At 64.4% G+C, this 23,310-nt stretch carries 23 protein-coding genes; 8 read left to right on the top strand and 15 right to left on the bottom strand.

Annotation, left to right across the window (positions count from 1 at the left end):
- Window positions 1–24: 24 nt before the first annotated feature.
- Genes ACIQTZ_RS13775 through ACIQTZ_RS13765 form a run of 3 tightly spaced genes read right to left on the bottom strand, consistent with a single transcriptional unit; the run spans window position 25 to window position 2,886 of the window.
- Window positions 25–1,077, bottom strand: coding sequence for an SDR family oxidoreductase (locus ACIQTZ_RS13775; RefSeq protein WP_402981653.1), 1,053 nt, complete (start codon window positions 1,075–1,077; stop codon window positions 25–27).
- Window positions 1,074–2,045: an aldo/keto reductase gene (locus ACIQTZ_RS13770; protein ID WP_400269946.1), complete on the bottom strand. Its 972-nt coding sequence runs from the start codon at window positions 2,043–2,045 to the stop codon at window positions 1,074–1,076. Before ACIQTZ_RS13770 ends, ACIQTZ_RS13775 begins: the two co-directional genes overlap by 4 nt.
- A 19-nt stretch (window positions 2,046–2,064) precedes the next feature.
- Window positions 2,065–2,886: an aldo/keto reductase gene (locus tag ACIQTZ_RS13765; RefSeq protein ID WP_402981650.1), complete on the bottom strand. Its 822-nt coding sequence runs from the start codon at window positions 2,884–2,886 to the stop codon at window positions 2,065–2,067.
- 186 nt (window positions 2,887–3,072) lie between these two features.
- Between ACIQTZ_RS13765 and ACIQTZ_RS13760 the strand changes: the two genes are divergently transcribed.
- The gene (locus ACIQTZ_RS13760; protein ID WP_400335284.1) at window positions 3,073–3,960 is read left to right on the top strand and encodes a helix-turn-helix transcriptional regulator; all 888 of its coding nucleotides are present in this window, start codon (window positions 3,073–3,075) and stop codon (window positions 3,958–3,960) included.
- Between the two features lie 21 nt (window positions 3,961–3,981).
- Here the strand turns inward: ACIQTZ_RS13760 and ACIQTZ_RS13755 are convergent, their stop codons facing one another.
- Complete coding sequence (locus ACIQTZ_RS13755; RefSeq protein WP_400335286.1) at window positions 3,982–4,191, bottom strand: dodecin; 210 nt, start codon at window positions 4,189–4,191, stop codon at window positions 3,982–3,984.
- 190 nt (window positions 4,192–4,381) lie between these two features.
- Between ACIQTZ_RS13755 and ACIQTZ_RS13750 the strand changes: the two genes are divergently transcribed.
- Complete coding sequence (locus ACIQTZ_RS13750) at window positions 4,382–4,813, top strand: universal stress protein (RefSeq protein WP_400335288.1); 432 nt, start codon at window positions 4,382–4,384, stop codon at window positions 4,811–4,813.
- A gap of 79 nt (window positions 4,814–4,892) precedes the next feature.
- Here ACIQTZ_RS13750 and ACIQTZ_RS13745 read toward each other — a convergent pair whose 3' ends face one another.
- The 7 genes from ACIQTZ_RS13745 to ACIQTZ_RS13715 all read right to left on the bottom strand — a co-directional run bounded on the left by ACIQTZ_RS13745 (window position 4,893) and on the right by ACIQTZ_RS13715 (window position 13,134).
- On the bottom strand, window positions 4,893–6,587 hold the full coding sequence (locus tag ACIQTZ_RS13745) for a thiamine pyrophosphate-binding protein (RefSeq protein WP_402981647.1): 1,695 nt from the start codon (window positions 6,585–6,587) through the stop codon (window positions 4,893–4,895).
- Complete coding sequence (locus tag ACIQTZ_RS13740) at window positions 6,584–7,390, bottom strand: cyclase family protein (RefSeq protein WP_402981644.1); 807 nt, start codon at window positions 7,388–7,390, stop codon at window positions 6,584–6,586. The genes ACIQTZ_RS13745 and ACIQTZ_RS13740 overlap by 4 nt, the downstream gene beginning before the upstream one ends.
- A gap of 9 nt (window positions 7,391–7,399) precedes the next feature.
- Window positions 7,400–8,995 carry a phytoene desaturase family protein gene (locus ACIQTZ_RS13735; protein ID WP_402981641.1) on the bottom strand — a complete coding sequence of 532 codons (1,596 nt, stop codon included), beginning with the start codon at window positions 8,993–8,995 and terminating at the stop codon, window positions 7,400–7,402.
- A 13-nt stretch (window positions 8,996–9,008) separates the two neighbouring features.
- Window positions 9,009–10,724 carry a flavin reductase gene (locus tag ACIQTZ_RS13730; protein WP_402981638.1) on the bottom strand — a complete coding sequence of 572 codons (1,716 nt, stop codon included), beginning with the start codon at window positions 10,722–10,724 and terminating at the stop codon, window positions 9,009–9,011.
- Window positions 10,725–10,753: 29 nt separating this feature from the next.
- The gene (locus ACIQTZ_RS13725; RefSeq protein WP_402981635.1) at window positions 10,754–11,992 is read right to left on the bottom strand and encodes a styrene monooxygenase/indole monooxygenase family protein; all 1,239 of its coding nucleotides are present in this window, start codon (window positions 11,990–11,992) and stop codon (window positions 10,754–10,756) included.
- 53 nt (window positions 11,993–12,045) lie between these two features.
- Window positions 12,046–12,834, bottom strand: coding sequence for an SDR family oxidoreductase (locus ACIQTZ_RS13720; protein WP_402981632.1), 789 nt, complete (start codon window positions 12,832–12,834; stop codon window positions 12,046–12,048).
- A gap of 144 nt (window positions 12,835–12,978) precedes the next feature.
- The gene (locus tag ACIQTZ_RS13715) at window positions 12,979–13,134 is read right to left on the bottom strand and encodes a hypothetical protein (protein WP_400335305.1); all 156 of its coding nucleotides are present in this window, start codon (window positions 13,132–13,134) and stop codon (window positions 12,979–12,981) included.
- A 159-nt stretch (window positions 13,135–13,293) separates the two neighbouring features.
- On the opposite strand from ACIQTZ_RS13715, the gene ACIQTZ_RS13710 reads away from it, so the two are divergent.
- Complete coding sequence (locus ACIQTZ_RS13710) at window positions 13,294–14,271, top strand: AraC family transcriptional regulator (protein ID WP_402981629.1); 978 nt, start codon at window positions 13,294–13,296, stop codon at window positions 14,269–14,271.
- Window positions 14,272–14,343: 72 nt separating this feature from the next.
- Here the strand turns inward: ACIQTZ_RS13710 and ACIQTZ_RS13705 are convergent, their stop codons facing one another.
- Window positions 14,344–15,045 carry a FadR/GntR family transcriptional regulator gene (locus ACIQTZ_RS13705; protein ID WP_402981626.1) on the bottom strand — a complete coding sequence of 234 codons (702 nt, stop codon included), beginning with the start codon at window positions 15,043–15,045 and terminating at the stop codon, window positions 14,344–14,346.
- Window positions 15,046–15,119: 74 nt separating this feature from the next.
- A complete protein-coding gene (locus ACIQTZ_RS13700; protein ID WP_402981623.1) occupies window positions 15,120–15,911 on the bottom strand; it encodes an alpha/beta fold hydrolase in 792 nt (263 codons plus the stop codon).
- 131 nt (window positions 15,912–16,042) lie between these two features.
- Between ACIQTZ_RS13700 and ACIQTZ_RS13695 the strand changes: the two genes are divergently transcribed.
- From ACIQTZ_RS13695 to ACIQTZ_RS13675, 5 genes are all read left to right on the top strand, one after another.
- Window positions 16,043–17,545: a four-carbon acid sugar kinase family protein gene (locus ACIQTZ_RS13695; RefSeq protein ID WP_402981620.1), complete on the top strand. Its 1,503-nt coding sequence runs from the start codon at window positions 16,043–16,045 to the stop codon at window positions 17,543–17,545.
- 26 nt (window positions 17,546–17,571) lie between these two features.
- Entirely contained in the window at window positions 17,572–18,474 is a 903-nt protein-coding gene (locus ACIQTZ_RS13690) for an NAD(P)-dependent oxidoreductase (protein ID WP_402946849.1), read from the top strand.
- A 133-nt stretch (window positions 18,475–18,607) separates the two neighbouring features.
- Window positions 18,608–20,074, top strand: coding sequence for a GntP family transporter (locus tag ACIQTZ_RS13685; RefSeq protein WP_402981618.1), 1,467 nt, complete (start codon window positions 18,608–18,610; stop codon window positions 20,072–20,074).
- Complete coding sequence (locus ACIQTZ_RS13680; RefSeq protein WP_402981616.1) at window positions 20,074–20,949, top strand: class II fructose-bisphosphate aldolase; 876 nt, start codon at window positions 20,074–20,076, stop codon at window positions 20,947–20,949. The genes ACIQTZ_RS13685 and ACIQTZ_RS13680 overlap by 1 nt, the downstream gene beginning before the upstream one ends.
- A 38-nt stretch (window positions 20,950–20,987) precedes the next feature.
- Complete coding sequence (locus tag ACIQTZ_RS13675) at window positions 20,988–21,374, top strand: DUF1304 domain-containing protein (RefSeq protein ID WP_402981613.1); 387 nt, start codon at window positions 20,988–20,990, stop codon at window positions 21,372–21,374.
- A gap of 11 nt (window positions 21,375–21,385) precedes the next feature.
- On the opposite strand, the gene ACIQTZ_RS13670 is transcribed toward ACIQTZ_RS13675, so the two are convergent.
- Together ACIQTZ_RS13670 and ACIQTZ_RS13665 are read right to left on the bottom strand one after the other, a co-directional pair.
- Window positions 21,386–21,805 carry a VOC family protein gene (locus tag ACIQTZ_RS13670; RefSeq protein WP_402981610.1) on the bottom strand — a complete coding sequence of 140 codons (420 nt, stop codon included), beginning with the start codon at window positions 21,803–21,805 and terminating at the stop codon, window positions 21,386–21,388.
- A 476-nt stretch (window positions 21,806–22,281) separates the two neighbouring features.
- The gene (locus ACIQTZ_RS13665) at window positions 22,282–23,298 is read right to left on the bottom strand and encodes an Lrp/AsnC family transcriptional regulator (protein WP_402981607.1); all 1,017 of its coding nucleotides are present in this window, start codon (window positions 23,296–23,298) and stop codon (window positions 22,282–22,284) included.
- Window positions 23,299–23,310 lie beyond the last annotated feature (12 nt).

The raw sequence follows: 23,310 nt of genomic DNA, 5'->3' as shown, positions 1-23,310 counted from the left end.
AACGAAAGAAAGGTTACTTGTTTTCTACGCTGGTGAGGCAGTTGTTGGCAACAAGCTGCGGCGCGACCAGTCATGGAGCCTGTCAGTCAACTCCATGAACTCCTGGTTCACCACTTGCAGTTCAGGGTGCCTGTCATGCCAGTCCACGATCTCCCTGGCACCGTCGGCGAAGGGAATGGTCGCCGCGTAATCCGGAACCAATGCCTTGATCTTTGAGTTGTCGAACACCACGGAATGGGACCGGTCGCCCAGCAGGTTCGGCCCGAGTTCAGGGCTGTGGGCAGCAATTGTCTCCGAGGAAACGTGGAACAACTCCGGTTCGGGAACCCCCGCGGCCCGCGCAAACAAACGGTACACCTGGTTCCAGGGAAGGAACTCGTCCGAGGTGATGGTGTAGCTTTCGCCGATTGCCTGCGGCCGGCCAAGGAGCCCAACAAAGGCCTTCGCGAAGTCACGGCTGTGCGTCAGCGTCCAGAGCGACGTTCCATCCCCATGCACCATGACCGGCAGTCCGGCGCGCATCCGGTGAATGTCCGTCCAGCCGCCCACCATCGCAATCTTGGTGCGGTCATAAGTGTGCGAAGGACGTACCACCGTCACCGGGAAATCCTGCTCCCGATAAGCCTCGAAGAAGATCTCCTCGCAGGCAATCTTGTCCCTTGAGTACTGCCAAAAAGGGTTCTTCAGGGGCGTGGACTCCCGGATCGGCAGGGTAGTTGGCGGCTTCTGGTAGGCGGAAGCGGAACTGATGAACACGTACTGTCCTGTCCGCCCGCGGAACAAGTCCAAGCCGGCCCGCGCCTGATCGGGAGCGTAGGAGATAAAGTCCGCAACGGCGTCGAACTCCCGTCCGCCAAGCACCTCCCGCACGGCCGCGGGGTCGCGCACATCCGCGTGGAGAACCTCGGCGCCCTCAGGAACCGGCCGCCCGGCTGACCGTCCGCGGTTGAGGATGGTCAGCCGGTGGCCCAATGCGACGGCGCGTTCAGCCGCCGACGCACTGATGACGCCGGTCCCGCCAATGAACAGGATGTTCCGCGGCGGGACGGTGCCCGTTTCGGGGAGGACGCTGCTCACCAGGCGTAGTCCTCGGGTGCGGGGCGGTGGCCCGGGAAGATGTCATCCAGCCGCTTGAGGGCATCGTCGTTGAGGGTGACATCCAGCGCGCGGATTGCGGAGTCCAGCTGCTCCTGCGTGCGTGGGCCCACGATCGGTGCAGTCACGGCCGGCTGGTGGAGCAGCCAGGCCAAAGCGACATCGCCGGGTGCGTGTCCCAGTTCATCGGCGAAGTCTTCGTACTGCCGGATCTGGTCCTCGTGCTTTTTGAGGGTCTCCAGGGCCCGTCCCTCGGAGCGGCGGACGCCTTGTTCCTGCTGCTTCAGCACACCGCCCAGAAGGCCACCCTGCAAGGGAGACCAGGGAATGAGGCCCAGCCCGTACTGCTGGGCTGCGGGGATGACCTCAAGCTCCAGCTCACGGCGGAACAGGTTGTAGATGGACTGTTCGCTGACCAGGCCGGTGTAGTTGCGGCGGCGCGCGGCTTCCTGGGCCTGCGCGATGTGCCAACCGGCAAAGTTGCTGCTGCCGGAGTACAGGATCTTGCCCTGCTGGACGGCTACCTCAATGGCCTGCCAGATCTCGTCCCACGGAGTATCGCGGTCGATGTGGTGGAACTGGTAGATATCGATGTAGTCCGTCTGGAGGCGCTTCAGGCTGGCATCGAGGGCCCGCCGGATATTGAGTGCGGACAGCTTCGATTCATTCGGCCGGTCCGTCATGGTGCCGTAGAGCTTGGTGGCCAGGACGGTCCGTTCGCGGCGCTCGCCGCCCTTCGCGAACCAGCGTCCGATGATCTCCTCGGTCCAGCCGCGGTGTTCGGTGCCACCGTAGACGTTGGCGGTATCGAAAAAGTTGATGCCGGAATCCAGGGCGGAATCCATGATCGAATGGGAAGCCGCTTCTTCGGTCTTGGGGCCGAAGTTCATGGTGCCGAGGCACAGCCGGGAAACTTTGAGGCCGGAGCGGCCCAGGTGCGTGTACTGCATGTCAGTTACGTCCTTCTCTCTAGAACTGTGTGAAAGCCGCGACGGCGGGATCGGAACCGATTCGGGCACCCGCCTCCAGTGCGGTGACGGTGGCAAGTTCGGATTCGGTGAGGCTCAGGTCCGCTGCGCCGAGGTTCTCCCGCATGCGGTTCGAATCCGCAGACTTGGGGATCACGATGGTGCCTTGGGCGAGGTGCCACGCCAGGATGACCTGTGCCGGGGTGGTCTCGTGGGCGGCCGCAACCAGGGCCACTTGCTCGGCGTTCAGGTCCTTGCCCTGGCCCAGCGGGCTGTAGGCCTCGACGGCGATGCCCAAGCCGCGGCACTTCGTGGCCAGGTCCGCCTGCTGGAACGTCGGGTGGAGTTCGATCTGGTTCACTGCGGGAACCACATCGGCTTCCTTGAGCAGGGTGTCCACATGGTCCGAAAGGAAGTTGGAGATACCGATGGCCCGGATCTGCTTGTCCTGGTGCAGCTTCTCCATCTCCTTCCATGCCTGGGTGTACAGCCCCTGCGACGGGACCGGCCAGTGGATGAGGTACAGGTCCACCACTTCCAGGCCCAATGCCTCGCGGCTTCGCTGGAAGGCGTCGTAGGCCTCGCCCTGCTCGCCGTTGCGGAGCTTGGTGGTGATGAAGAGTTCCTCGCGGGAAAGGCCCGAGGCCGCGATGGCTGCGCCAACGCCGGCCTCATTGCGGTAGGCGGCGGCGGTATCGATGTGGCGGTACCCGGCCTCAAGCGCGTCTTCCACCACCTTCTGCGTTTCTCCGGGAGGAACCTGGAAGACGCCGAATCCGAGCTGCGGGATGGTGACGCCGTTGTTCAAGGTCAGCTCTGGCATGAAAGTCTCCTTCGAATGATTCAGGTAAAGCCGCGATTCCAGAAAGCGTTTTCAATGGGCTCTGTACTGAGCCTATGCAGATTTCATCCGTGAGTCAGCCCCGCTGCGTGATCCTGTTTTTCCTAGGTCTGGCAGTCCTACCCAAAGTGGTGGCCTCGCGGGCGAGGGCGCGGGCAGAATGGAGGGATGGGTCAAAGCGCCGAGTTCGGAAAATTCCTCAAAGTCATGCGTGCGCGCCTCTCACCGGAGGACGCCGGCGCCTTGGGTTCCACCGGCTCCCGCAGGGTTCCGGGCCTTCGCCGCGAGGAAGTTGCCAGGTTGTCCGGTGTCAGCACCGACTACTACACGCGGCTGGAACAGGGCCGGAACATCCATCCGTCCAAGGCGGTCCTTGATTCCGTGGCCCGTGCCCTCCGCCTGGATGCAGGGGAGCAGGCGCACATGATGGACCTGTTGGCCCACTGTGCCAATTCTGCAGCTGGCCCGGGCCCGGTGCAGAAGGTACGTCCGGCGATCCGGCAATTGCTTGATGCCGTGGGCGATGTCCCGGCCATGGTCCTGGGCCGCAGGACGGACGTACTGGCTGCCAACCGCATGGCAAGCCTGCTGTTTACGGATTTCACCTCCTTGCCTTCCGCCGAGCGCAACCTGACGCGTTGGCTGATCCTCGACACGCGGGCAGGAACGTTGTTCCGTGATTGGAAAACCGTGGCTGCCGAGGCTGTGGGTTCGTTGCGGATGGATGTGGGACGCCACCCCAACGATCCCCAGACCAACCAGCTCGTGGGTGAACTCGCCGTCCACAGCGAACATTTCCGCCAATGGTGGGCAGGTCACCGGGTTGCCACGCGCTCGGCAGGCACCGTCCGGTTGCACCATCCTTTGGTGGGCGACCTCGAACTGAACTTTGAAACCCTGGGTCTCCCGGACGACGCCGACCAGCACCTGAGGGTGTATTCCGCGAAGGCCGGTTCGCCGTCGTCGGACGCTTTGACGCTGCTGGGCAGCTTTGGCGAGGCGGGTTCCTCCGAGGTGACAGTTAATGCCGATGTTCCCGAGGAACACCGGCATTAACCAGCGGCTCGAAGCGGGGGCCTAGCGTTCCAGACGGAAGCCAAGCTTGATGGTGACCTGCCAGTCAGCCACGGCACCGTCCTCGAGATGGCCGCGGATTTCCTTCACTTCGAACCAATCCAGGTTCCGCAGGGTCTGGGAGGCGGTGGCAATGCCGTTCTTGATGGCGTCGTCAACGCCCTCGGAGGAAGTTCCTACAATTTCGGAAACGCTGTAAGTGTGGCCGGACATGGTGCTCCTCATCATCGTCATACGAATCCTTCGGAAAATCGGACCCGCCAGGCAGGCCGTTCATGCAGACTAGCCCACGGATCTTCGTGCGGCCAGAGATCTTTATCCGGCTTGGTCATTGCTCGTCCCTGCCGGTGATGACGTGTAGATTTTCTTGCAGCACCACCCAATCGATCTATGAGGAGCACTCATGTCAGAAGTGATCGTTGTCGGCGTTGACAACAGCGAAACGGCCAAGCGGGCGGCCATTGCCGCAGCGAAGATGGCCACCGCACTCGGAGGCGAGCTGCATGTGGTCAGCGGGTTCTCCGATGACCGCATCGAGGAATTCGGCAGCGGCAGCGACCGGATCACCGTTTCCTCGGCAGACTCCGCCGAGTACGTTGCCCGCAAGGTCTCCGAGGAACTCGATGTTCCGGAAGGCAAGGTCAAGTACTTCGCTGCCCGTGGCAACCCGGCCAGCGCGCTGATCAACTACGCCGAGGCGAACAAGGCAACCCTGATTGTGGTGGGCAACAAGCGCATGAAGGGCCTGGGCCGCGTCCTGGGCAGCATCGCGAACAGCGTTGCCCACGGCGCTCCGTGCGACGTGTACATCGTGAACACGGAAGTCGACGCTTAGTACCCAAGTAGGTCGCAGTAGAGCGCGTTTTGAACCGTCAAAACGCGCTCTACTGCTACTCAGTTGGGTGGCCGGGGGGTTAGTGGCCTTGGAAGGCCTCGGCCAGCCACCAGGATCCGCCGTCGGACGCGATCTTGGCGTCGATGACGAGCGGTTTGGTTTGCGTCCCGGCGCGGTAGGCGGCCAGCCAGGGCTCGACGGCGGCCAGGTCACTTTCAGTTTGGACGGTCACCCCGTCTGCTCCGAAACCACGGGCGATAGCGGCGATGTCGGTCTCGGGGAAGACCACGCTGGCCAGGCTTTCTTCCGGCGCTTGGGGTGCGAAGTGATGCACTTCGGCCCCGTACGCGGCGTCGTTGTAGACGATGCACACCAGCGGCAGCTTCATCCGCACGGCGGTTTCAAGTTCGCTGATGCCCATGAGGAACCCGCCATCACCCGCGCCGAGCACAGGCAGCCGGTCCGGCTGTGCCACGGCCGCGCCGATTGCCGTGTAGAGGCCCAGTCCGATCGCCTGGAAGGCCTGCGTGAAGCAGAACCCGAACTCGTCCGGCACGGCAAGGTACTGGCTGGGATAGCCCATGAAGTTGCCCGAATCCACGGACACGATCCGCTCTGCAGGCAGCAACGAATCCAACTCCCGGCTCAGCACCCTCGGGTCAATCCTCGTGGGAGTGGACAGGTCCGGGGTCTCCACGTCCCGCCACCGTGAGCCTTCCTTGATGGCCAGGGCGTTCTCCTCGGTGCGGTACTTCCCAACCGGCTCCGCCTGGACGGACTGCAAGACCGCCAGCGCATCGGCCGCGGTCAGCGCCGAATCACCCAGCACACCCAGCGTGATGGGACGGTTGGCGCCCAGCGAGGCATCCTCGACGTCGACCTGGACCACCTTGGTGCCCGGCGAGATCAATCTCCCGTGCCGCATGGTCCACATGTTCAGCGTGCACCCCCAGCCGACAATCAGGTCCGCGCCGCTGATCAGCTCAGCCGTCAAGGGCGAGGAGAACCCGCCGGAAATCCCGAGGTTGTGCGAGTCGCCGTTGAACAGCCCGCTCGCCACGGCGGACGTCGCCACCAGCGCACCGGCATGGCGTGCCAGTGCCAGGATCTCCTCCCGGGCACCCCGCCCGCCGCGGCCGGCCACGAACACGGGCCTCTCGGCCGCGGCGATCAATTCCACCAGTTCCTGGACAGCGGCAGCGTCGGGGCGCACCTTCAGCGGTTGAGGCACGACGACGGCACCCACCTCGTCCGCGGCGGTGGCACTTTGGACATCCAGCGGCAGGCTGAGGACCACCGTGCGCCGCTCATTGACCGCGGTCCGGAACGCCCTGACCGTATCGGCAACAGCCGTGGCCGGGGAGTGGATTCGTTCGGCCACCGCGCCGACGCTCCGGGCGAGTGCGTCCTGGTCGATCTTGAAATTGGACCTTGTGGCTGCGGCTTGGGTGTCCGCGGTGAGCACGATCATGGGCGTGCGGCTCTTCGCGGCTTCGCCAACTCCCGTGATGGCGTTGGTCAGTCCGCAGCCCTGGTGCGTGGTGACCACACCAACCTTCCTGGACATTCGCCCATAGGCGTCGGCCATGGTCGCGGCACCGCCCTCGTGCCGGGCCGCCGTGAACGGGACGCCCTCGGCCATGAGGGTGCCGGTCACATCGAAGTTGCCGCTGCCCACCACCCCGAAAACATGCCCGACGCCGAGCTTCGCCAGCGTCCGGGCGACGAGCGTGGAAACCCTGACCTGCCCCTTCAACCCCGGCTCGCCGCTCATGCGCGCTCCACCGCGCCCTTTTCCGCTGTGCCCTTTTCCACCAGCGCGTACACGCGGCTCGGGCTACCGGTGCCACCCACGATCGGCAACGGTGCAACAACGAGCGTGGCACCCGTGACCGGAAGTCGGTCGACGTTCCGCAACGACGTCACACCGTACTTGTCCGCGCCCAGCAGGAACGAATGGACCGGGAACATCGGGTCCAAGGAACCTGCCTGGCCCGCGTCGATGCCCACAGTTTCAACACCGAAACCGCTGATCGAAGCGTTGCCTGCAAGCCACTTGGCACCCGCCGCGGAGACCCCCGGAGTGTGGGGACCGGCGTCGTCCGCGTTGACGAAAGCCGCAGCGTCGGAACCCCGGGCCACCCAACCGGTCCGGAAAATCACCCAGCAGTTCTCCGGAAAGAGCCCATGCTCGGCCTGCCACTGCTCAAAATGCTCAGGTTCCAGGAGGAAGTCAGGATCAGCGGCAGCCTCGGACGTCTTATCAATCACCACCAGCGGCCCCACCAGGCGGTGCGGTTCGATCTGATCCACGGACTTTCCGTCCTTGCCCGTGATCCAGTGGACCGGGGCATCCAGGTGCGTCCCGGCGTGCTCGCCCACCGTGACGTCGTTCCACGCCCAAGCCGGGCCGGCGTCGTCGAAATTACTCACCGGAGAAACCGACAGGCCAACCGTGTTCGCGAACGGCTGCGGCAGGTTCAAGATGGGTGTTTCGGAGCTGAGCGGGGTGGTGAGGTCGATGATTTCCACCGAACCCTGGGAAAGGGCTGCAGTAAGCCCGGCCAGAACAGACATTGTTCTCTCCTATCGCGTGGTGTTCTTGGACGATTTGGACGTGAGGCGTTGGGCAACCAGATGCCCCGAACCGCCGGACAAGCCGGGGCCGGGATGCGTCGAAGCCCCGATGTGCCAGAGTCCCTTGACATGGGTATGGTGCCCCGCTGCCCGTGGGAACGGGCGCCAGAGCAGGTTTTGAAAGAGCTCCGCCGAGCCGCCGTAGGGATCCCCGTTGACCGCGTTCGGATTGGCTGCTGCGAGGTCGGTCGGCGCGATGACGTCGGAGGCCAGGACCGTGGCACTGAGACCCGGGGCGAACTCGTCCAAGCGTTCCAGGACGCGGCGGAGGTAGGCGGCCTTGAGTTCCGGAGTCCAGCCCCCTGCCACGGACAGCTCCCCAACCGCATCACCGATCGGCGAGTACGGAACCTCCTGGAGCTGCAGCCACAGGGTTGCCTTGCCTGCGGGGGCCCTCGACGGATCCAGTACGTATTGCTGGCCGACCACGATCGTGGGCTCGGACGGCAGCAACCCTGCTTCCGCCTGTGCACACGCAATGCCAGTACTGTCCGAGCCGGTGCTCACATGGACCAGCGGAACCTCATTCAACCGCGGGTCCAGCCATGACACTGGCTTGTCCAAGGCAAGGTGGATCTGCATGGCGCCGCGGCCGTTCTGGTACTTGCGGGCAGCGGCGGCGAGGTCTTCGGGGGCGTTGGGCAGGAGTCGCGTGTAGAGGGCCTGGGGTGACACGTTGGCCAGCACAGTCGAGGCGGGAACGATTCCTTGCGAGGTCCGCACGCCTGTCACCGAGCCGGACGCCGAGAGGATCTCCTGCGCCTCAGCACCCAGCATGATCCGCACACCGTAGTCCCGCAGCAGCGATTCGAACGCCGCAACGAACCGCGAGGCGCCACCCTTCACCACGGGCAACCCGAAGCCGTGCATGCTCATCGCCATCACGGGCAGCATGACACCTCCCGTGGCCTGGTCCGGGCCGAGCCCTGCGTGCAGGAGCCACGGGGACCACAGTTGGTCGGTCTCCCACCCGTCGAAGCGGCTCCGCACGTAGTTCCGGCCGCTCATCACAGAGTCCCGGATGAACGCCTCGTTCGCCTTGAGCCGCCCGGTCCGCAGGGCTCCGAAGCCCAGCTTCACCACGTCTTTGAGGGAGCGAAGTTCGGCCCCGAAGGCCCCGAAGACAGTCCCCGCATGGCGGCCCAGGTCATCCAACATTGCCAAGTACGCTGCTTGGTCCCCTGGTTCCTTGAACGCTTTCGCTGTTTCAGCAGGATCCCGGTGGGCGACGACCACCCGGTGCTCGCCGGTGGCAGGATCCGTGGCGACGGAAGCCGTCACTGCGCCATCGGTGTTGCAGTATTCCAAGCCGCGCTTGTGCAGCTCAGCGCCCAAAGCGGCGTACGCCCCGCCGGAGACGAACAACGGATGCCACGAGGAAAAGGAATCGTGGATGAAGCCGGGAACGGTCCGTTCGCCCGAGTGGATGAAGCCACCCAGGCGGTCGGCCTGTTCGATCAGGCAAACCTTCTTGCCGTCCAGTGCCAGTTCCGCTGCGGCCACCAGGGAATTGATGCCGGAGCCGATGATGGCAACGTCGTTCATGGATCAACGCCTCTCAGAAATCGGGGTGGCTGGCGGTGGCGTGGTACTTGCCGCTGTGGAACACGAGGGGAGCGCCGCCGTCGTTGTTGTACCTCTCTACTTCGCCAACGTAGATCACATGGTCGCCGGCATCGTGGCGCGACACCGTGCGGCACTGGAATGTGGCCACGGCGCCATCCAACAGCGGAACCCCGGCGATGCCCTCGGTTGTGTCGGCGCCCTCGAACTTGTCCGTAGCGGGCGTGGCGAACTGCCGCGAGAGGACGTGCTGGTCGCTGGCCAGGATGTTGATGGCGAAGTGCGAGGCTTCCTCGAAGTCTGTGAGGCTGGGAGCCCGCTTGCTGGGGCACCACAGGACCAGCGGCGGTTCCATGGAAACGGAGGTGAACGAGTTGGCTGTCATGCCCACTTTGCGGCCGTCAGGGGACACAGTGGTGACCACGGTGACGCCGGTGGCGAACTGGCCCAGTGCACTGCGGAAGTCACGGACATCGAAAACGGCCGAGTCTTCCTCCTTCCGCGCCTGCATGAAGTCGGCGGCAGCCGTCGGATCGAACCACCATGGGTACGACGTCCGCGGATCGTCGAAGCCGGCCACAATGCTGGCCGCCAGGGCCGGATGCTCCGCGGCCTCCCGCAGGAGGGTCACTTGGTGGTCCCGCCGTGGTTTGAGGAGATCGTTGGTCCAGGCCACCGACCATTGGCCCCACCCCCGCCAGAACTCGTCAAACGTCCGCTCCATCCATTCGCGATCAAACGCCTGCGGGCCGCGGCGAAGGATTGAATCGAGGTAGTACTTGGCCGCCAGGGTTGCGTTATTGGAGCCCTGCCCCGTCAGCGGGTCGTTGAGGACGACGGCGTCGCCCAGTCCGAAGACCAGGCTGCCGTTCGGCAACTCCCCGACGGCGGAACGCACCGTAGGCGTGATGCGGCCCAGAAGCGTGGCACCGTCGTCGGTCAGCCTGGCGTCCTCGAACGCGGCGGCCTCATGCGGGAAATGGTCGCGCAGGATCTGCAGGGAACGCTCAAGCTGTCCTTCAGGACTGACGACGCCGGTCCAGCAGTCCATGGGGCCGCCCACCACGCCCTCGAACACCATCATGCGGCAGGGGCCGGACACTGTGAGGCCCGGGAAGGTGAAGAACTCGCCCACTCCCGGCGCCATGGACATCCGGATGGCGGCAGCACCGCCGTCGTCCGTTCCCTCAGCGGTGACGTAGTTCAGCGCGAGAACCCGCTGCGGACGATCGAAAGGCGACTTCGCCTTGTCCCGCGGGAAGATCTGGCCGATCTCGCCCTTTCCCGTGCTGACGACTACCAGCTCATAATCCCGGGACAGCTCCTCGAGCATGCGGGGCGTGACCTTCTCGATCCGGAAGTCCCCTCCATTGGACACGAACCGTTCGATCCAGTGCGCGCTCTTGATGCGCTGGTCAATGGAGCGGGCCGGGCCATCCAGCGGGGCCTCCCACTCGATGGAGTCGCCGCCTTCCACCCGGAAGCGGATGGAGCCGATCTCCGGCGCTCCGGAGCCCTGCACCGCCGTGCCCATCTGCGCCTCGGCGTCGAGTGCGGTGGAGAACATGCACTGGCTGGACATGACCTTTCCCGTGCGGATCTGGGCCGCCGAACGGTCCGAGTACAGCGTGACCGAATAGCCTTCCCGCTGCAGGCCCAAGGCCAGCTGGGCGCCGGATTCGCCGGCCCCGATGATTGCAATAGTGCGCATGGTGAGTCCTTGTTAGCAGGGGTGTGCTATTAAACTTTGGCCGCTTGCAGGCTTGCGAGGTAGTCCGCGGCCTTATCCGGGTACATGAACCACTCCTGGAACTCCGGCGGGTGGTTGAAGCCGTTGGCGAAGCGGTGGGCGATTTCCGGGGCTTGGTTGGCTGCGCCCAGGAGTTCCAGGACGTGCGGCGGGGGAGGAGCCAGCAACGCATTGGTCCACTGGGCAACGTGCTGCGCATAATCCCAGTACCGCTCGAACGTGGCCTGCATGAACGCGGCATCGTAGGAGCCCGCGCCGTGCTTGATGATGCTGTCCAGGTAGGACGCCGCGCACTTGCTCGCGTTGTTGGACCCCTGGCCAGTAATGGGATCGTTCAAAACCACGACGTCGGCCAGGCCCAGTACCTGCCTGCCGCTGGGGAGCGTGGCAATCGGGTGGCGGACGGTGGGGGCAAAACGGCCCTGCAGGACGCCGTTGGGGTCAGTCAGCTCCACGTCCGTGGCGCGTTCCGCTTCCCACGGGAGGAAGGTCTTCAGGATGTTCTTGGAGTTCGCCAAATGCTCCTCCGGCGAGAGCCCGTTCCAGGAGTCCATGGGTCCGCCGGGTACGCCTTCGAACACCATGATTTCGCACGGTCCGGTGGTGGTGAGGGCCGGGAACACGAAGTATTCGCCCACGCCGGGGATGAGGTTGAAGGAAACGGCGGAGTACTCCTCGCGGGGCTTCAGTCCTGTGACGTAAGTAAGGGCAAGCGCGCGCTGCGGGGCATCGTAAGTACTGCGTTCTGCGTCCCGGGTGAAGAGCTGGGCGATCTCTCCCTTGCCCGCGGCGACGATGACCAGCTCGGAATTCACTGCGTAGCGTTCCAGGTCCTCAACGCCGGCATCCTCAAACACCAGTTCACCGCCGCGATTGACGAACTCCTCCATGAACTTGGGGAACTTGACGCGCTGGTCGATGGATTTGGCGTGGTTGTCCAGTCTTGAGGCCCAGTTGATGGCCTTTTCACCCGGAAGTTCGGGGTGCGGGATGGTGAAGGAGATGCCGTCCACTGTGGGGGCGTCCGGCCAGAAATCCAGCCCGAGGGCCTTCTCGTGTTCCAGGGCATTGTGGAAGATGCACTGGCTGGAGGCCACTTTGCCGTCCCGGATCTCGTCCGGGGTGCGGTTGGAAATGGTGGTTACCTGGAACCCGGCGTCCAGCAGGCCGATGCCGAGTTGAAGACCGGACTGGCCGGCACCGACGATGGTGATGTGGCGTTGCGTCATGGTTCTTGTCCTTCTGTGTAGTGGGACGTTCTTCGAAGCTATGGAGTGTGTGTTCAGTTGGCAGCGAGGAGCGGGATGGTTTCCTCGGCACGTTCGGGGCCCAGGGCGGAGTAACCGCCGTCAACCGCCCAATCGGCTCCGGTTACGAAGCTGGCTTGGTCGCCCGCGAGGAAGGCGACGACGTCACCCACCTCGTGCGGCCGGCCCACCCGCTTGAGGGCATGGAACGGGGCCGCGACGGAGTCTGTCTTTTCGAGGTTTCCGTTGCTGAGGGAATCCATGATGTTGCTCCATACCCAGCCCGGGCTGACCGAGTTGACGCGGATATTGTCGGCTGCGAAATCCACGGCCATGCTGCGCGTGACCTGGACCAGTGCGGCTTTGTTGGCCGGGTAAAGCCAGCGGCCGGTTTGGGCGACGGAGCTGGAGATGGATGTGAAGTTGATGATCACGCCGTGGCCGGACTTCTTGAGGTGCGGCCTGGCAGCGTTGCCTGCCATCACCGCGCTGACCAGATTGACGTTGAGGGCCTCGAGCCAGTCTGCCCGACCGGAGCCTGCACCGTCGTCTTTGTACGTGCAGGCGAGGTTCACCAGGATGTCCAGGCTTCCGTGCGTCGCCACGGTCTCTTCGATGAGTTCCTGGATGGCGGCGTCGTCGGTGATGTCTGTGTGGGAGTAGTGAATGCGGTCGCCCAACTCTTTGGTGAGCGTGCCGTCGTCGGGGTCTATGTCGGCAACCACCACGGTGGCTCCTGCGTCCCGGAGCGAGGTAACCACGCCTTGGCCCACCTTGGTTGCTCCGCCGGTGACGATCGCCGTCCTGCCTTCGAGTCCTGACATGGCCAAACCCTCTCCTTTGTGGATTGTGCTGAAGCGGGACTATGACGTGGGTCATATCCGCCCTGAAAGAGACTCTAGGGAGCCGATGCGGTCCGCGAATATCCACGAAGCGCGGGGATCATCCGGAATGCGCAGTTCGTGGAATCAGTCGCCTGGATACTGTTCGTCGGTCTCTTCAACCCATCCCACCCACGGGGCCGCCGTCAGTCGCGTGTCCGGCAGGTGGAGCTGGCGTTCCCACTCCTCGAAGTGTCGTTCCCACTCCTGGCGGCGATCATGTACCAGTTTGATGTTCTTCACGGGTCTCACCTCCCTCCGATGCTGTTGCGGAAATATGACGTACGTCATACTTGTCCTAAGAGCGACTTTAGGCAGCGGCCGGACAACGGAATATCCACTTGGCGTGGGGATCATCCGGAAAGCGAAAAGCTGCGAAAAGACCCCGTAAGTAGGTGCCATATGGTGAGGATCCTTCCCCGCGACGTCCTGCGCGGGCGCCCAACGACGGCCACCAGGGACGTTGACGAGGCGCACGAAAAGATCGCCGAACTGTTCTGCAGCCATGAACTCGCGCCGCGGACCAGCAAGACCGTAGTGGACATGAAGCTGCGTTCGCTGCATCGCGGGGACGTGGGGATCGAGTTCCTGGACTACGGGGCGGATGTGCGCATAGAGCCCGAGGGCCTCCAGGATTTCCATCTGGTGCAGATCCCGTTGGCAGGCCATGCATCCATGCAGGTTGGGGACATCAGCGTGGACTCGAGTCCGCGTGTAGCCTCGGTTCCGCCCATCGACCGGCCCTTCTCCATGGCCTGGGACAGCGGCAGCCCGCATCTGATTGTCTATGTGCGCAGGACTGCTTTGGAGCGGGTAGCGATCTCACTCAATGGCGGTTCCGAGCCCAAAGGCGGGCTCGGCTACGGCATGGACCTCACCACCGCAGCCGGCAGGGCCTTCCTGCGGTCCGTCGTCGAACTTCACGATGACCTGGTCAGTAAGCCGCAGGCCGCGGCGCCCGTGTTTGTGCAGGGTTTGCTGGCGGACAGCATGATGTCGCGGTTGCTGATGGCAATGGAGCCGCCCGCTGACCCGGCGGCAAGGGGTGGTGAGTCTGAAAGCCGGCTCGTCCGGGAGTGCCGCGAGCTCCTGGAAAGGCACGCATTCGAGGAACTGACGGTGCCGGACATCGCCGAGTGCCTGGGTGTCTCCGTTCGTACGCTGCAGACTGTCCTGCGCGCGGAAACGGGGGCTTCGCCGTCGGAGTTGCTGCGGTCGATCCGGTTGGACCGTGCCCGCGACATGCTCCTTGAATCCGATCCGCGGGAGCAGACGGTCACGGCAATTGCTGAACTGTGCGGCTTCACGCATCAGGGCCGGTTCTCGGCGCTGTATCTCCAGACATTCGGCGAGCTGCCGTCCGAAAGCCTGCGCCGCTGACCCAACTAAGTCGCAGTTAAGCGCGTTATGAGCCTTCAAAACGCGCTTAACTGCGACTCAGTTGGGAGGGGGCTACGCCTCCAGCACGTACGTCTTCAGGTCGTCCAGGGTCTGCTGCATGTGGGCGTCCATGGCAAGGCGGGCGTCATGCGGGTTCCGGGAGCCAAGGGCCGCCGCGATTTTCCGGTGGTGGCCGATCGCATGTTCCTGGATCTCCGGAACAGCGGACGTCTCAGTTCGGCGGGCTTCGAGGACGCGGTGCAATGGTTCGAACAACACGGCGACAAAGACATTCCCGGAGGCGTGCAGGATGACATCGTGGAACGCGAGGTCGGCCTCCACGAAGCCGGCGACGTCGTTGACTTCGTGCGCGGCCTGCATCTTCTCCACGTGTTCTTCGAGGATGGCCAGGTCGTGGTCGGAGATGCGCTCGGCGGCAAGTTCGCACGCGCCGGTTTCGAGCATGCGGCGGAGCTCGATGAGCTGGACTGCTGCTTCCGCGTCCTTGGTTCCTTCAGACGCTGCCCTGAGGACGGCCTCCAAGGAAGCCCACTGGTTGAGCGGGTTGACGAACGTTCCGCGACCACGCTCGACGCTGAGGATGCGCTGCGCTTCCAAGGTCTTCATGGCCTCGCGCACAGTCATGCGGCTCACCTCATGCTTGGCGCTGAGCTCAAGCTCGCCCGGGACCAGGGTCCCCGGCGGAAATTCGCCCGCAACGATCCGGTCCAGCAGCTCATCAGCTACGACGCCGACCAGCGACTTGCGCGCCATGTAGTCCCCATTTCTGTACTCCAGACCGTCCGCCCGAAGGATCTTCCTTCCCGGCGGAATGGTTGTCAGACATATTACGCTGGCGGTGGCCAGCTTATTCTCCAAAATTCATTCAAAGTCGTTGCGCACACACACGGCTGCTCCCAGTGAACGTTGTGGCCCGCCCCCGGAACCGGCTTCAGTCGCCGTTTGGGCCCCACCGCGACGAAGGCCTCCATCTGCGCCATGGACCGCACGCGGTCACAGGTTCCGGCGATGACCAGCAGCGGCGCCTGCACCCGCCCGGGTACTGAAGGTTCGACGCCGGTCATGGCCGCCTTCGCGCTCGCGGCCAGCACCGGGAAGGGAATGTCGAATCCTCTGCCGAGCAGCTCCCTGTCCTTCGCAGCGAGGTCCCCATACCAGGCGTCCATGAGCTTGGCCCGGGTTCTTTCGTCAAAAAAGCCCTGTTCCAGTTGTGACTCGAGAAGCTGCCGGAAACCCTCGCTTTGGGGCGCCGGGACCATGCCCACCAATGTCACCGAGGCAACGAGTTCAGGCCTGGCCGCAGCCAGTGTCAAAGAGACGCTCCCGCCCATTGAGTGGCCCACCAAGTGCACGCGCCCGGCTTCCCCAGCCTCGATGGCAGCCGCGACGGAGGCAGCGGCCAGGTCCAACGTCCACGTAACTCCGCCTGGAAGCTCCGCGCCCGAGTGATACCCGGGGAGGTCCACGATCCAAACGGGCCGCCCGGCGTCGAGCAGTAACGACGCCAGCGGTTCCCAGTAGACCGAACCGGAGGCCCAGCCGTGGATCAGCACCACGGGCGTGTGGCCCGGGGCGGGATTCTCCGGCGTCCGCACGTCCACAAACGAGGATGCAGCCATGGTTCCAGCGTAGTGACGCGAGGCACCTTGCGCAGTCAGTAGCCGTGTGTCACACTAGCATTCAAATGTTAGATGTCTGACATCTTACATTCACGAAATTGCCACACAGATTTCCCACGATGGAGTGTCCCGTGATCCTTGAAGCCGATGTTCTGGCCGCTTTCCCGGCGGAAGTCCAGATCCCCGCGCAGCTCGTGGCCGACGCCGTTGCAGCGTCCTCGGCCGTTGCGCCAAAAATCCTGGTTGTCCTGGATGACGACCCCACCGGCACGCAGTCCGTCGCCGACCTTGCCGTGCTGACCCGTTGGGACGTTGAGGACTTCGCGTGGGCCTTCACCCACATCCGCGAACAGCAGACCAAGCCTGCCGTGTATGTGTTGACCAACACCCGCAGCCTGGACCCGGCGGAAGCGGCCGCCCGTAACGAGGAAATCGTCCGCAACGCCCTCGCAGCAGCCGCTCCGGCCGACCTGAGCCTCGGCTTCGTGAGCCGCAGCGACTCGACCCTCCGCGGCCACTACCCGTTGGAACCGGACGTCATCGCCGCCACCGTGGCCGCCGAGACCGGTGAAAGCACCGACGGTGTGGTGATTGTGCCTGCATTCCCCGACGCCGGTCGCGTCACCATCGGCGGTGTGCACTACATGCGGGCCTCCGGAGAAGACGCCGGTGCCCTCACCCCGGTGGCCGAGACCGAATTCGCCAAGGACGCGTCCTTCGGCTTCAGCAACTCCGAGATGGCCAAGTATGTGGAGGAGAAGTCGCAAGGTCGATTCTCCGCAGGGAACGTCATCGTCCTGGACCTGAACATCATCCGTGCAGGTGCCTCGGCGCAGGATCCGTCCATTTCGGCCAAGGCCATCGCCGACGCCATCGAGTCCGCCACCGATTCCACCCCGATCGTGGCCGACATCGTCACCGAGAACGACTTCCGCGCCCTCGCCCTGGGCCTGGAAGAAGCAGAACGCCGCGGCAAGAAGCTCCTCTACCGTGTTGGCCCGCCGTTCGTCCGCGGCCGCATCGGCCAGGACATCCGCGAAGCCCTCACCGGCGAAGAGGCCTACGCGGGCAACACCCCCTCCACAGCCGGCGGGCTCATTGTTGTGGGCTCCCACGTGGGCCTGACCACCCGACAGCTGAACGTCCTTACCAAGGAGCACAGCAGCGCCCGGATCATCGAGATCGACGTCGAGAAGCTCCTTGCCGCCGAAACTGAAGCGGCAGCCGATGCCTTCATCGGCACCGTCGTGTCCGACGTCGTCAAGGCCCTCCGCGACGGTGACGTGATCGTCCACACCAGCCGCCTGCTCATCAAGACCGACGACGCCGCAGCGAGCCTTAAGATCGCCCGCACGGTCTCGGCCGCCGTCGTGGCCGTGGTGAACCGGACCCTGAAGACGTTCCCGCCGCGGTTCGTCATCGCCAAGGGCGGCATCACGTCCTCGGACGTTGCCGCGCACGGCCTGGAAATCCGCCACGGAATTGTCCGCGGCCCCATGCTCCCCGGCATCGTCTCCCTCTGGGAGCCTGTGGACGGCCCGGCGAAGGGCATCCCTTACATCGTTTTCGCGGGCAACGTGGGCGACGACCAGTCCCTTGCCCAGGTCACCCGCAAACTCAGCACCTCGTTCTAAGAGCAAGAAATTCAACGGAGAACACCATGACCAGCAGCAACTACACCATCACCGTCCTGGGCCTCGGCGCCATGGGCCTGCCCATGGCTACCCGCCTCGCGTCCGAGCTGACCGTGCACGGCTTCGATATCGCGCAACCCCGGTTGGACCTCGCAGCGGAAGCCGGCATCAAGACCTTCGCTTCCGCCCGCGAAGCCTCGCAGGACGCTGACGCGCTGCTCCTTGCTGTCCGTAATGGCGAGCAGCTCAACGATGTCCTCTTCGGTGAGAACGGCGTGGCTTCGGTCCTGAAGCCGGGCGCGGTCGTGATCCTGGGCAGCACTGTTGGCACCGAAGCCATCCCGGCCACGGTCGCCAAGCTGGCCGAGTACGGTGTTTCGCTGGTTGACGCCCCGCTGTCCGGCGGCCCGAAGCGTGCCGGTGAAGGCGACCTCCTGATCGTGGTCGGCGCAGAGCCCGAAGCACTCGAAAAGGCGCGCCCCGCGCTGGAGCTCCTGGCCTCCACCCTGAGCATCGTTGGCGACAAGCCCGGCGACGGCCAGGCCCTCAAGACCGTCAACCAACTCCTGTGCGGCGTGCACATCGCCGCCGCCGCCGAAGCCATGGCCCTCGCCGACGCCCTCGGCCTGGACCAGGCCAAGACCCTGGCCGCCCTCGAAGCAGGCGCCGCAGGCTCGTTCATGCTCTCCAACCGCGGCCCCCGCATCCTGGAGGCCTACACCGAAGACGGTGCCGAGGTCCTTAGCCGCCTGGACATCTTCGTGAAGGACATGGGCATCGTAGGTAAGGCAACCCGCGCCGCCGGCCTCGCCGCACCTGTGGCCGCAGCTGCGGAACAGCTCTACCTCCTCGGCCAGGCCCAGGGCCTCGCCGCCGCCGACGACTCCGCCGTCATCAAGGTCGTCGCGCCCGCCAAGCGCACTGCCTAGGCACTCCCGCTTTCCAGCACCCCAGCGTTAAGCACCCCCAGTAAAACCCGCGACGACGGCGGTCCCCCCTTCGCCGTCGTCGCCACCTTTCGCCGGTCTTCTAGACTGGTATGTCAAAGGAGACACTCCCCAAATGAATCCCCTCATCAACTCGTTGATGGTCCGTGCGGCCGACGCGCCCGCCATCAAGCCCGCAGTGGAGCTGGGTACTCCGCTGCTGCTGACCATCGCCGCCGCAGGCATCGCCTTGCTGCTGGTGCTGATCATCCGCTTCAAGATCCAGGCTTTCGTGGCCCTCCTTGCCGTGAGCATCCTGGTTGGCGTTGCCGCTCAGATCCCGCTCAAGGACATCTTCACCGTGGTGACCAACGGCGTGGGCAGCACCATGGGCAAGGTCGCCTTGCTCATTGCCCTCGGCGCCATCCTCGGCCGCATGATCGAGGTTTCGGGCGGCGTCCAGTCGCTGGCCACGCACTTCACCGAGAAGCTCGGGGCCAAGCGCGTCGCCATTGCCCTCACCGCCGTCGGCTTCCTCGTAGCGATTCCCGTGTTCTTCGAAGTCGGCGTGATCGTCCTGGTCCCGATCGTGTATGCGTTCGCGAAGATCGCCAACGTCCACCCCATCAAGTTCGGCCTGCCCATGGCCGGCATCATGCTGTCCATCCATGTGGCCGTTCCGCCGCACCCGGGCATCGTGGCCGGCGCCGGCGTTTTCGGTGCCGACATTGGACTCATCACTCTGATCTCGCTCATCATCTGCATCCCGCTCGGTTTCCTGTCCTACTGGGTTGCCAGCATCATGAACCGCAAGGACTACGAGCTCCTTCCCGGCGTCAAGCAGCAGGTTGACGAGTTCGGTTCCGACTCCCTGGTCCACGTAGGCCACGACGGCCCCGGCGCCCGTGCCATCGCTCCGCCGCGTCCCGGCCTCATCATGTTCCTGATCGCCGCCCCGATCGTCCAGATCCTCCTCGGCACGGTCGGCACACTGACCATTGCCAAAGACAACTACTGGTACGGCGTCGCCTCGTTCATCGGCAACCCGTTCTTCGCGCTGCTCGTTGCTGTCACGCTCTCCTTCTTCCTGTTGGCGGTCCGCCGCCACTGGTCACTGAAGGAAACCGGCGAGATTTTCGAAGGTGCCCTGCCTCCCATCGCCTCCATCCTCATGGTGGTCGCGGCCGGTGGCGTGTTCGGTGAAGTCCTCCGCACCTCAGGTATCGGTGCCGCGCTGTCCCACACCCTGGACAGCCTTGGTCTGCCCGTTATCGTGCTCGGCTTCATCATTTCCCTCGCCCTGCGTGCCGCCCAGGGTTCGGCCACCGTCGCCATCGTGACGACGACGGGCCTGCTCACCTCCGCCGTCATGGAGGGTGGCTACTCGCCCGCCCAGATCGCCGTGATCGTGATCGCCATTGGCTTCGGTGCCCTTGGCCTGTCCCACGTGACCGACGCCGGTTTCTGGACCGTGATCCGTTACTACGGCCTCACAGTCTCCGACGGCCTCAAGACCTGGACCGTCCTCACCACCATCCTTGGCCTGGCCGGCTTCGTCCTGACCTACGTTGCATGGATCCTGGTGGGAGGCCTGGCCCACTGATGCGTGCTTCCTTGGACAAACTGGTCAGCTCTGCCCTGTCCACCGGTTCCGCTGTTCCGGCGTTCACCTGCTACGACTTCACCACTGCGCTGGCCGTCGTCTCTGCGGCGGAGGAGGCCCGGCTTGGCGTCATCCTGCTGGTGGCTCCGAAGACCGCGTCCACCCAGAACGGTCTGCGGCTCATCGCGGCCCTGCGCGGCTTGGCGGATTCAGCCAGCGTCCCCGTCTCGGTCCAGTTGGACCATGCCTCGGACCTTGCCGTGATCCGGGATTCCGTGGCCGCCGGTGCTGACGCCGTACTTGCCGACGGTTCGTCGCTGGCCTACGAGGACAACATCGCTCTGGTCCGCGAAGTCCGTGCCATGCTGGACGCTTCCGGTCACACCGACGTCGTGCTTGAAGCGGAACTCGGCGGCCTCGCGGGCGACGAGGACAAAGCGTTCGGCGCCTCGGTGGAAACGCACGACGCCGGCACGTCAGTCGCGGGGTTGACTGACCCTTCGCAGGTGGCGGACTTCGTTGCACGTACCGGCGCGCAACTGCTCGCCGTCGCGGTGGGGAACGTGCATGGGAAGTACAAGGGCGAGCCCAACATCCGCTGGGATGTGTTGCAGGACGTAGCGTCCCGGACGGACGTCCCGCTGGTGCTTCACGGTGCTTCCGGGATCCCCGCCGATGAGCTGGCCAAGGCTCCTTCCCTGCGTGTGGGCAAGGTGAACTTCAACACGGAACTCCGCACGGGCATCCTCGCCACGCTGGAGTCCGAAACCACAGCCCATCGCGCGGACGGCGAGAACCTGCAGGGCTTGCTGGCTCGATGGAACTCTTCGGCAGCGGGCTTCGCGGAAGCCACGCTGGAGCTACTCAGCGCCTAAGTCCGGTTGGCAGAAATCAGGGAGGCTAGGATCATCACATGACTCTGGCCTCCCTGATTTTTGCCCTGATTGCGGCCCTGCTGCACGTGTATATCTTCACCATGGAGTCCATCACCTGGACCAAGCCCGCCACGTGGAAGCGGTTCAGCCTCATCTCGCAGGAGGACGCCGAGACCACCAAGTCGCTCGCCTACAACCAGGGTTTCTACAATCTGTTCCTGGCCATCGGTGCGTTGGTGGGCATCGTCGTTGTCTGGGCCGGTGCGCCTCAGGTGGGCTGGACCCTCGTTTTCAGTTCGTGTGGTTCCATGCTTTTGGCGGCCCTGGTCCTCGCGGCCAGCGGGCGGAAGTACCTCCGCGCCGCCACCGCGCAGGGCATCACGCCGCTGATCGCCGTCGTACTGGGAATCCTGGCCCTCCTCTAAAGCGTTGCTTCTTAGTGCTCCGGGGGACCGGCCTGCGCTGCAGCTTCGTCCATCCACAGGACTTCCCAGTGGTGGCCGTCGAGGTCGCGGAACGCGCGGCTGTACATGAAGCCGAGGTCCTGGGCGTCGTAGGTTTCCGAGCCGCCCGCTTCGAGTGCCTTGTTGGCCAGTTCGTCCACGGCTTCGCGGCTGTCCGCCGAAAGGGCGACGATGGCCGCCGTCGAATTCTTCGTATCGGCGATGGGCTGTTTGGTGAACTCGCTGAACTTCGCGTGCGTGAGCAACATGGCGTAGATCGTGTCGCTGAGGACCACGCAGGCCGCGGTCTCGTCGGTGAAGTTCGGGTTGATGGTGTACCCAAGGGCGGTGTAGAACGCCTTGGACGCATCAAGGTCGCTGACAGGCAGGTTCACGAAAATGGAGGTAGTCATGGCATTGATCCTGCCGGTGATTCGCCAAACCGTCCAGAGCGACCCACCGAGGTTTCTCCAGTAGGCGGAGGCCGCCAGCACACTGACTGGCGACCTCCGTTTCCCTACGGGATGTTTTGCCAGAACCAGCGGGCAACATCAACGACGAGTCGTATGATGCTGACTACCAGGTTCCAGGCGCCCCATGGCTCCTTGCGTTTCCGCTGGGAAGTCATGCCGGTACCTCCTCCAAATGGAACAGGACGCGGCGCGCCGCCGGGCACTGAACGTTGCTTCGACGGCGCGAGGGCCATAGACTCAAGACGTGGCGTTTTGAGGTTCTATGGCCCTCTTTACCGCATCAATGAGCGCACTGCTCTGAACAGGGACCCGATTGCAGTCGGGTCCATTGTTCTTTAACCGTGCAGTGGGCTGTTGCCCACATGGCATCAGGCTATCGTTTTATTCGCCGCTTTAAGCCGCGCCCTTCCTGTGAATCAGTGTGCCGTCCACAGTGGCAGCGGTACCACGCTGGTGCTTCGGCCCGACGCGTCCAGCAGGTGCCCGAGCCGCTTGTAGGTCCGCACTACTGCCTGGCGCGAGATGACCAGGCTTCCGGGTGCGCGTTGAGCCAGTTCGCGTTCGTAGGCCTGGGCTTCCAGGTAGTCCCGCACCCAGAGGGTGACCACCAGGTTCTGCGCGCCAAGGACCTGTGCGCTGAGTCGGCAGTTGCCCAGCCCGGCGAAGTAGCGGCCGACGTCGTCGACGTACTGCGCTGGAACGTTGAGCACCAGGGTGACCTCGCGCAGTCCCTGTTGCGCTGCCGTTGATGCGTCACAGCGCAGCGTGATGTAGCCGGTTGCCAGGAAACGCTCCACCCGGCGCCGCGCCGTTTGTGGCGAAACGCCGCAGGACGCGCCCAGTTCCGCCCAGCTCGCACGTCCGTCCTTGGCCAGTTCCACGAGCAACGCGGCGTCCAGGTGGTCCGGCGAATACCCCGGCTGCTCGGCCGGCGGCACTGCGGAGACCAGCCTGGCTCGTGCCGGTTCCAAGGTTCCGCTTCGCCACTCCGAGGCCTGCCTGTACAGCTTGGTGACGAAAACAACTTCGCGATGCGTCACCCCGGGCAGTTCGGGGAAGGACCCCGTGACGATGTCCATGAGTTCCTCGTGGCTTGAGGCGAAGCAGTCCACAAAGAGGTCGTGCGAACCCGTGACCAGGGAGACAGTGCCGAACGCCGGCTCAGCGCAGACACGTTCGATGAGGGCCTGGCTGTCGCCGGGTGCAGAGGAAAGGTGAATGAACGCGGACCAGCCTGCGTTCAAATAACGGGGACCGGGCGCAGGGGTGATCCATGCCTGGCCCTGTTCCGAGAGGGCACTCCATCGGCGTGCCACGGTTGGCGCGGAGAGTCCCAAAGCGTCCGCGATCCTGCTCCATTCGGCCCTGGGGTTGATCTGGAGGGCATTCACGATTTCGAGATCCAACTCGCCAATCATGGCTGATTCGTGCATTGATACTCCAGA

Origin of the sequence: Paenarthrobacter sp. NPDC090520 (genome assembly GCF_044769205.1) — a bacterium.
In the GTDB taxonomy this organism is placed as follows: Bacteria; Actinomycetota; Actinomycetes; order Actinomycetales; family Micrococcaceae; genus Arthrobacter.
Note: the sequence above shows the minus strand (reverse complement) of the source record. Positions and strands in the feature narration are given on the sequence as shown.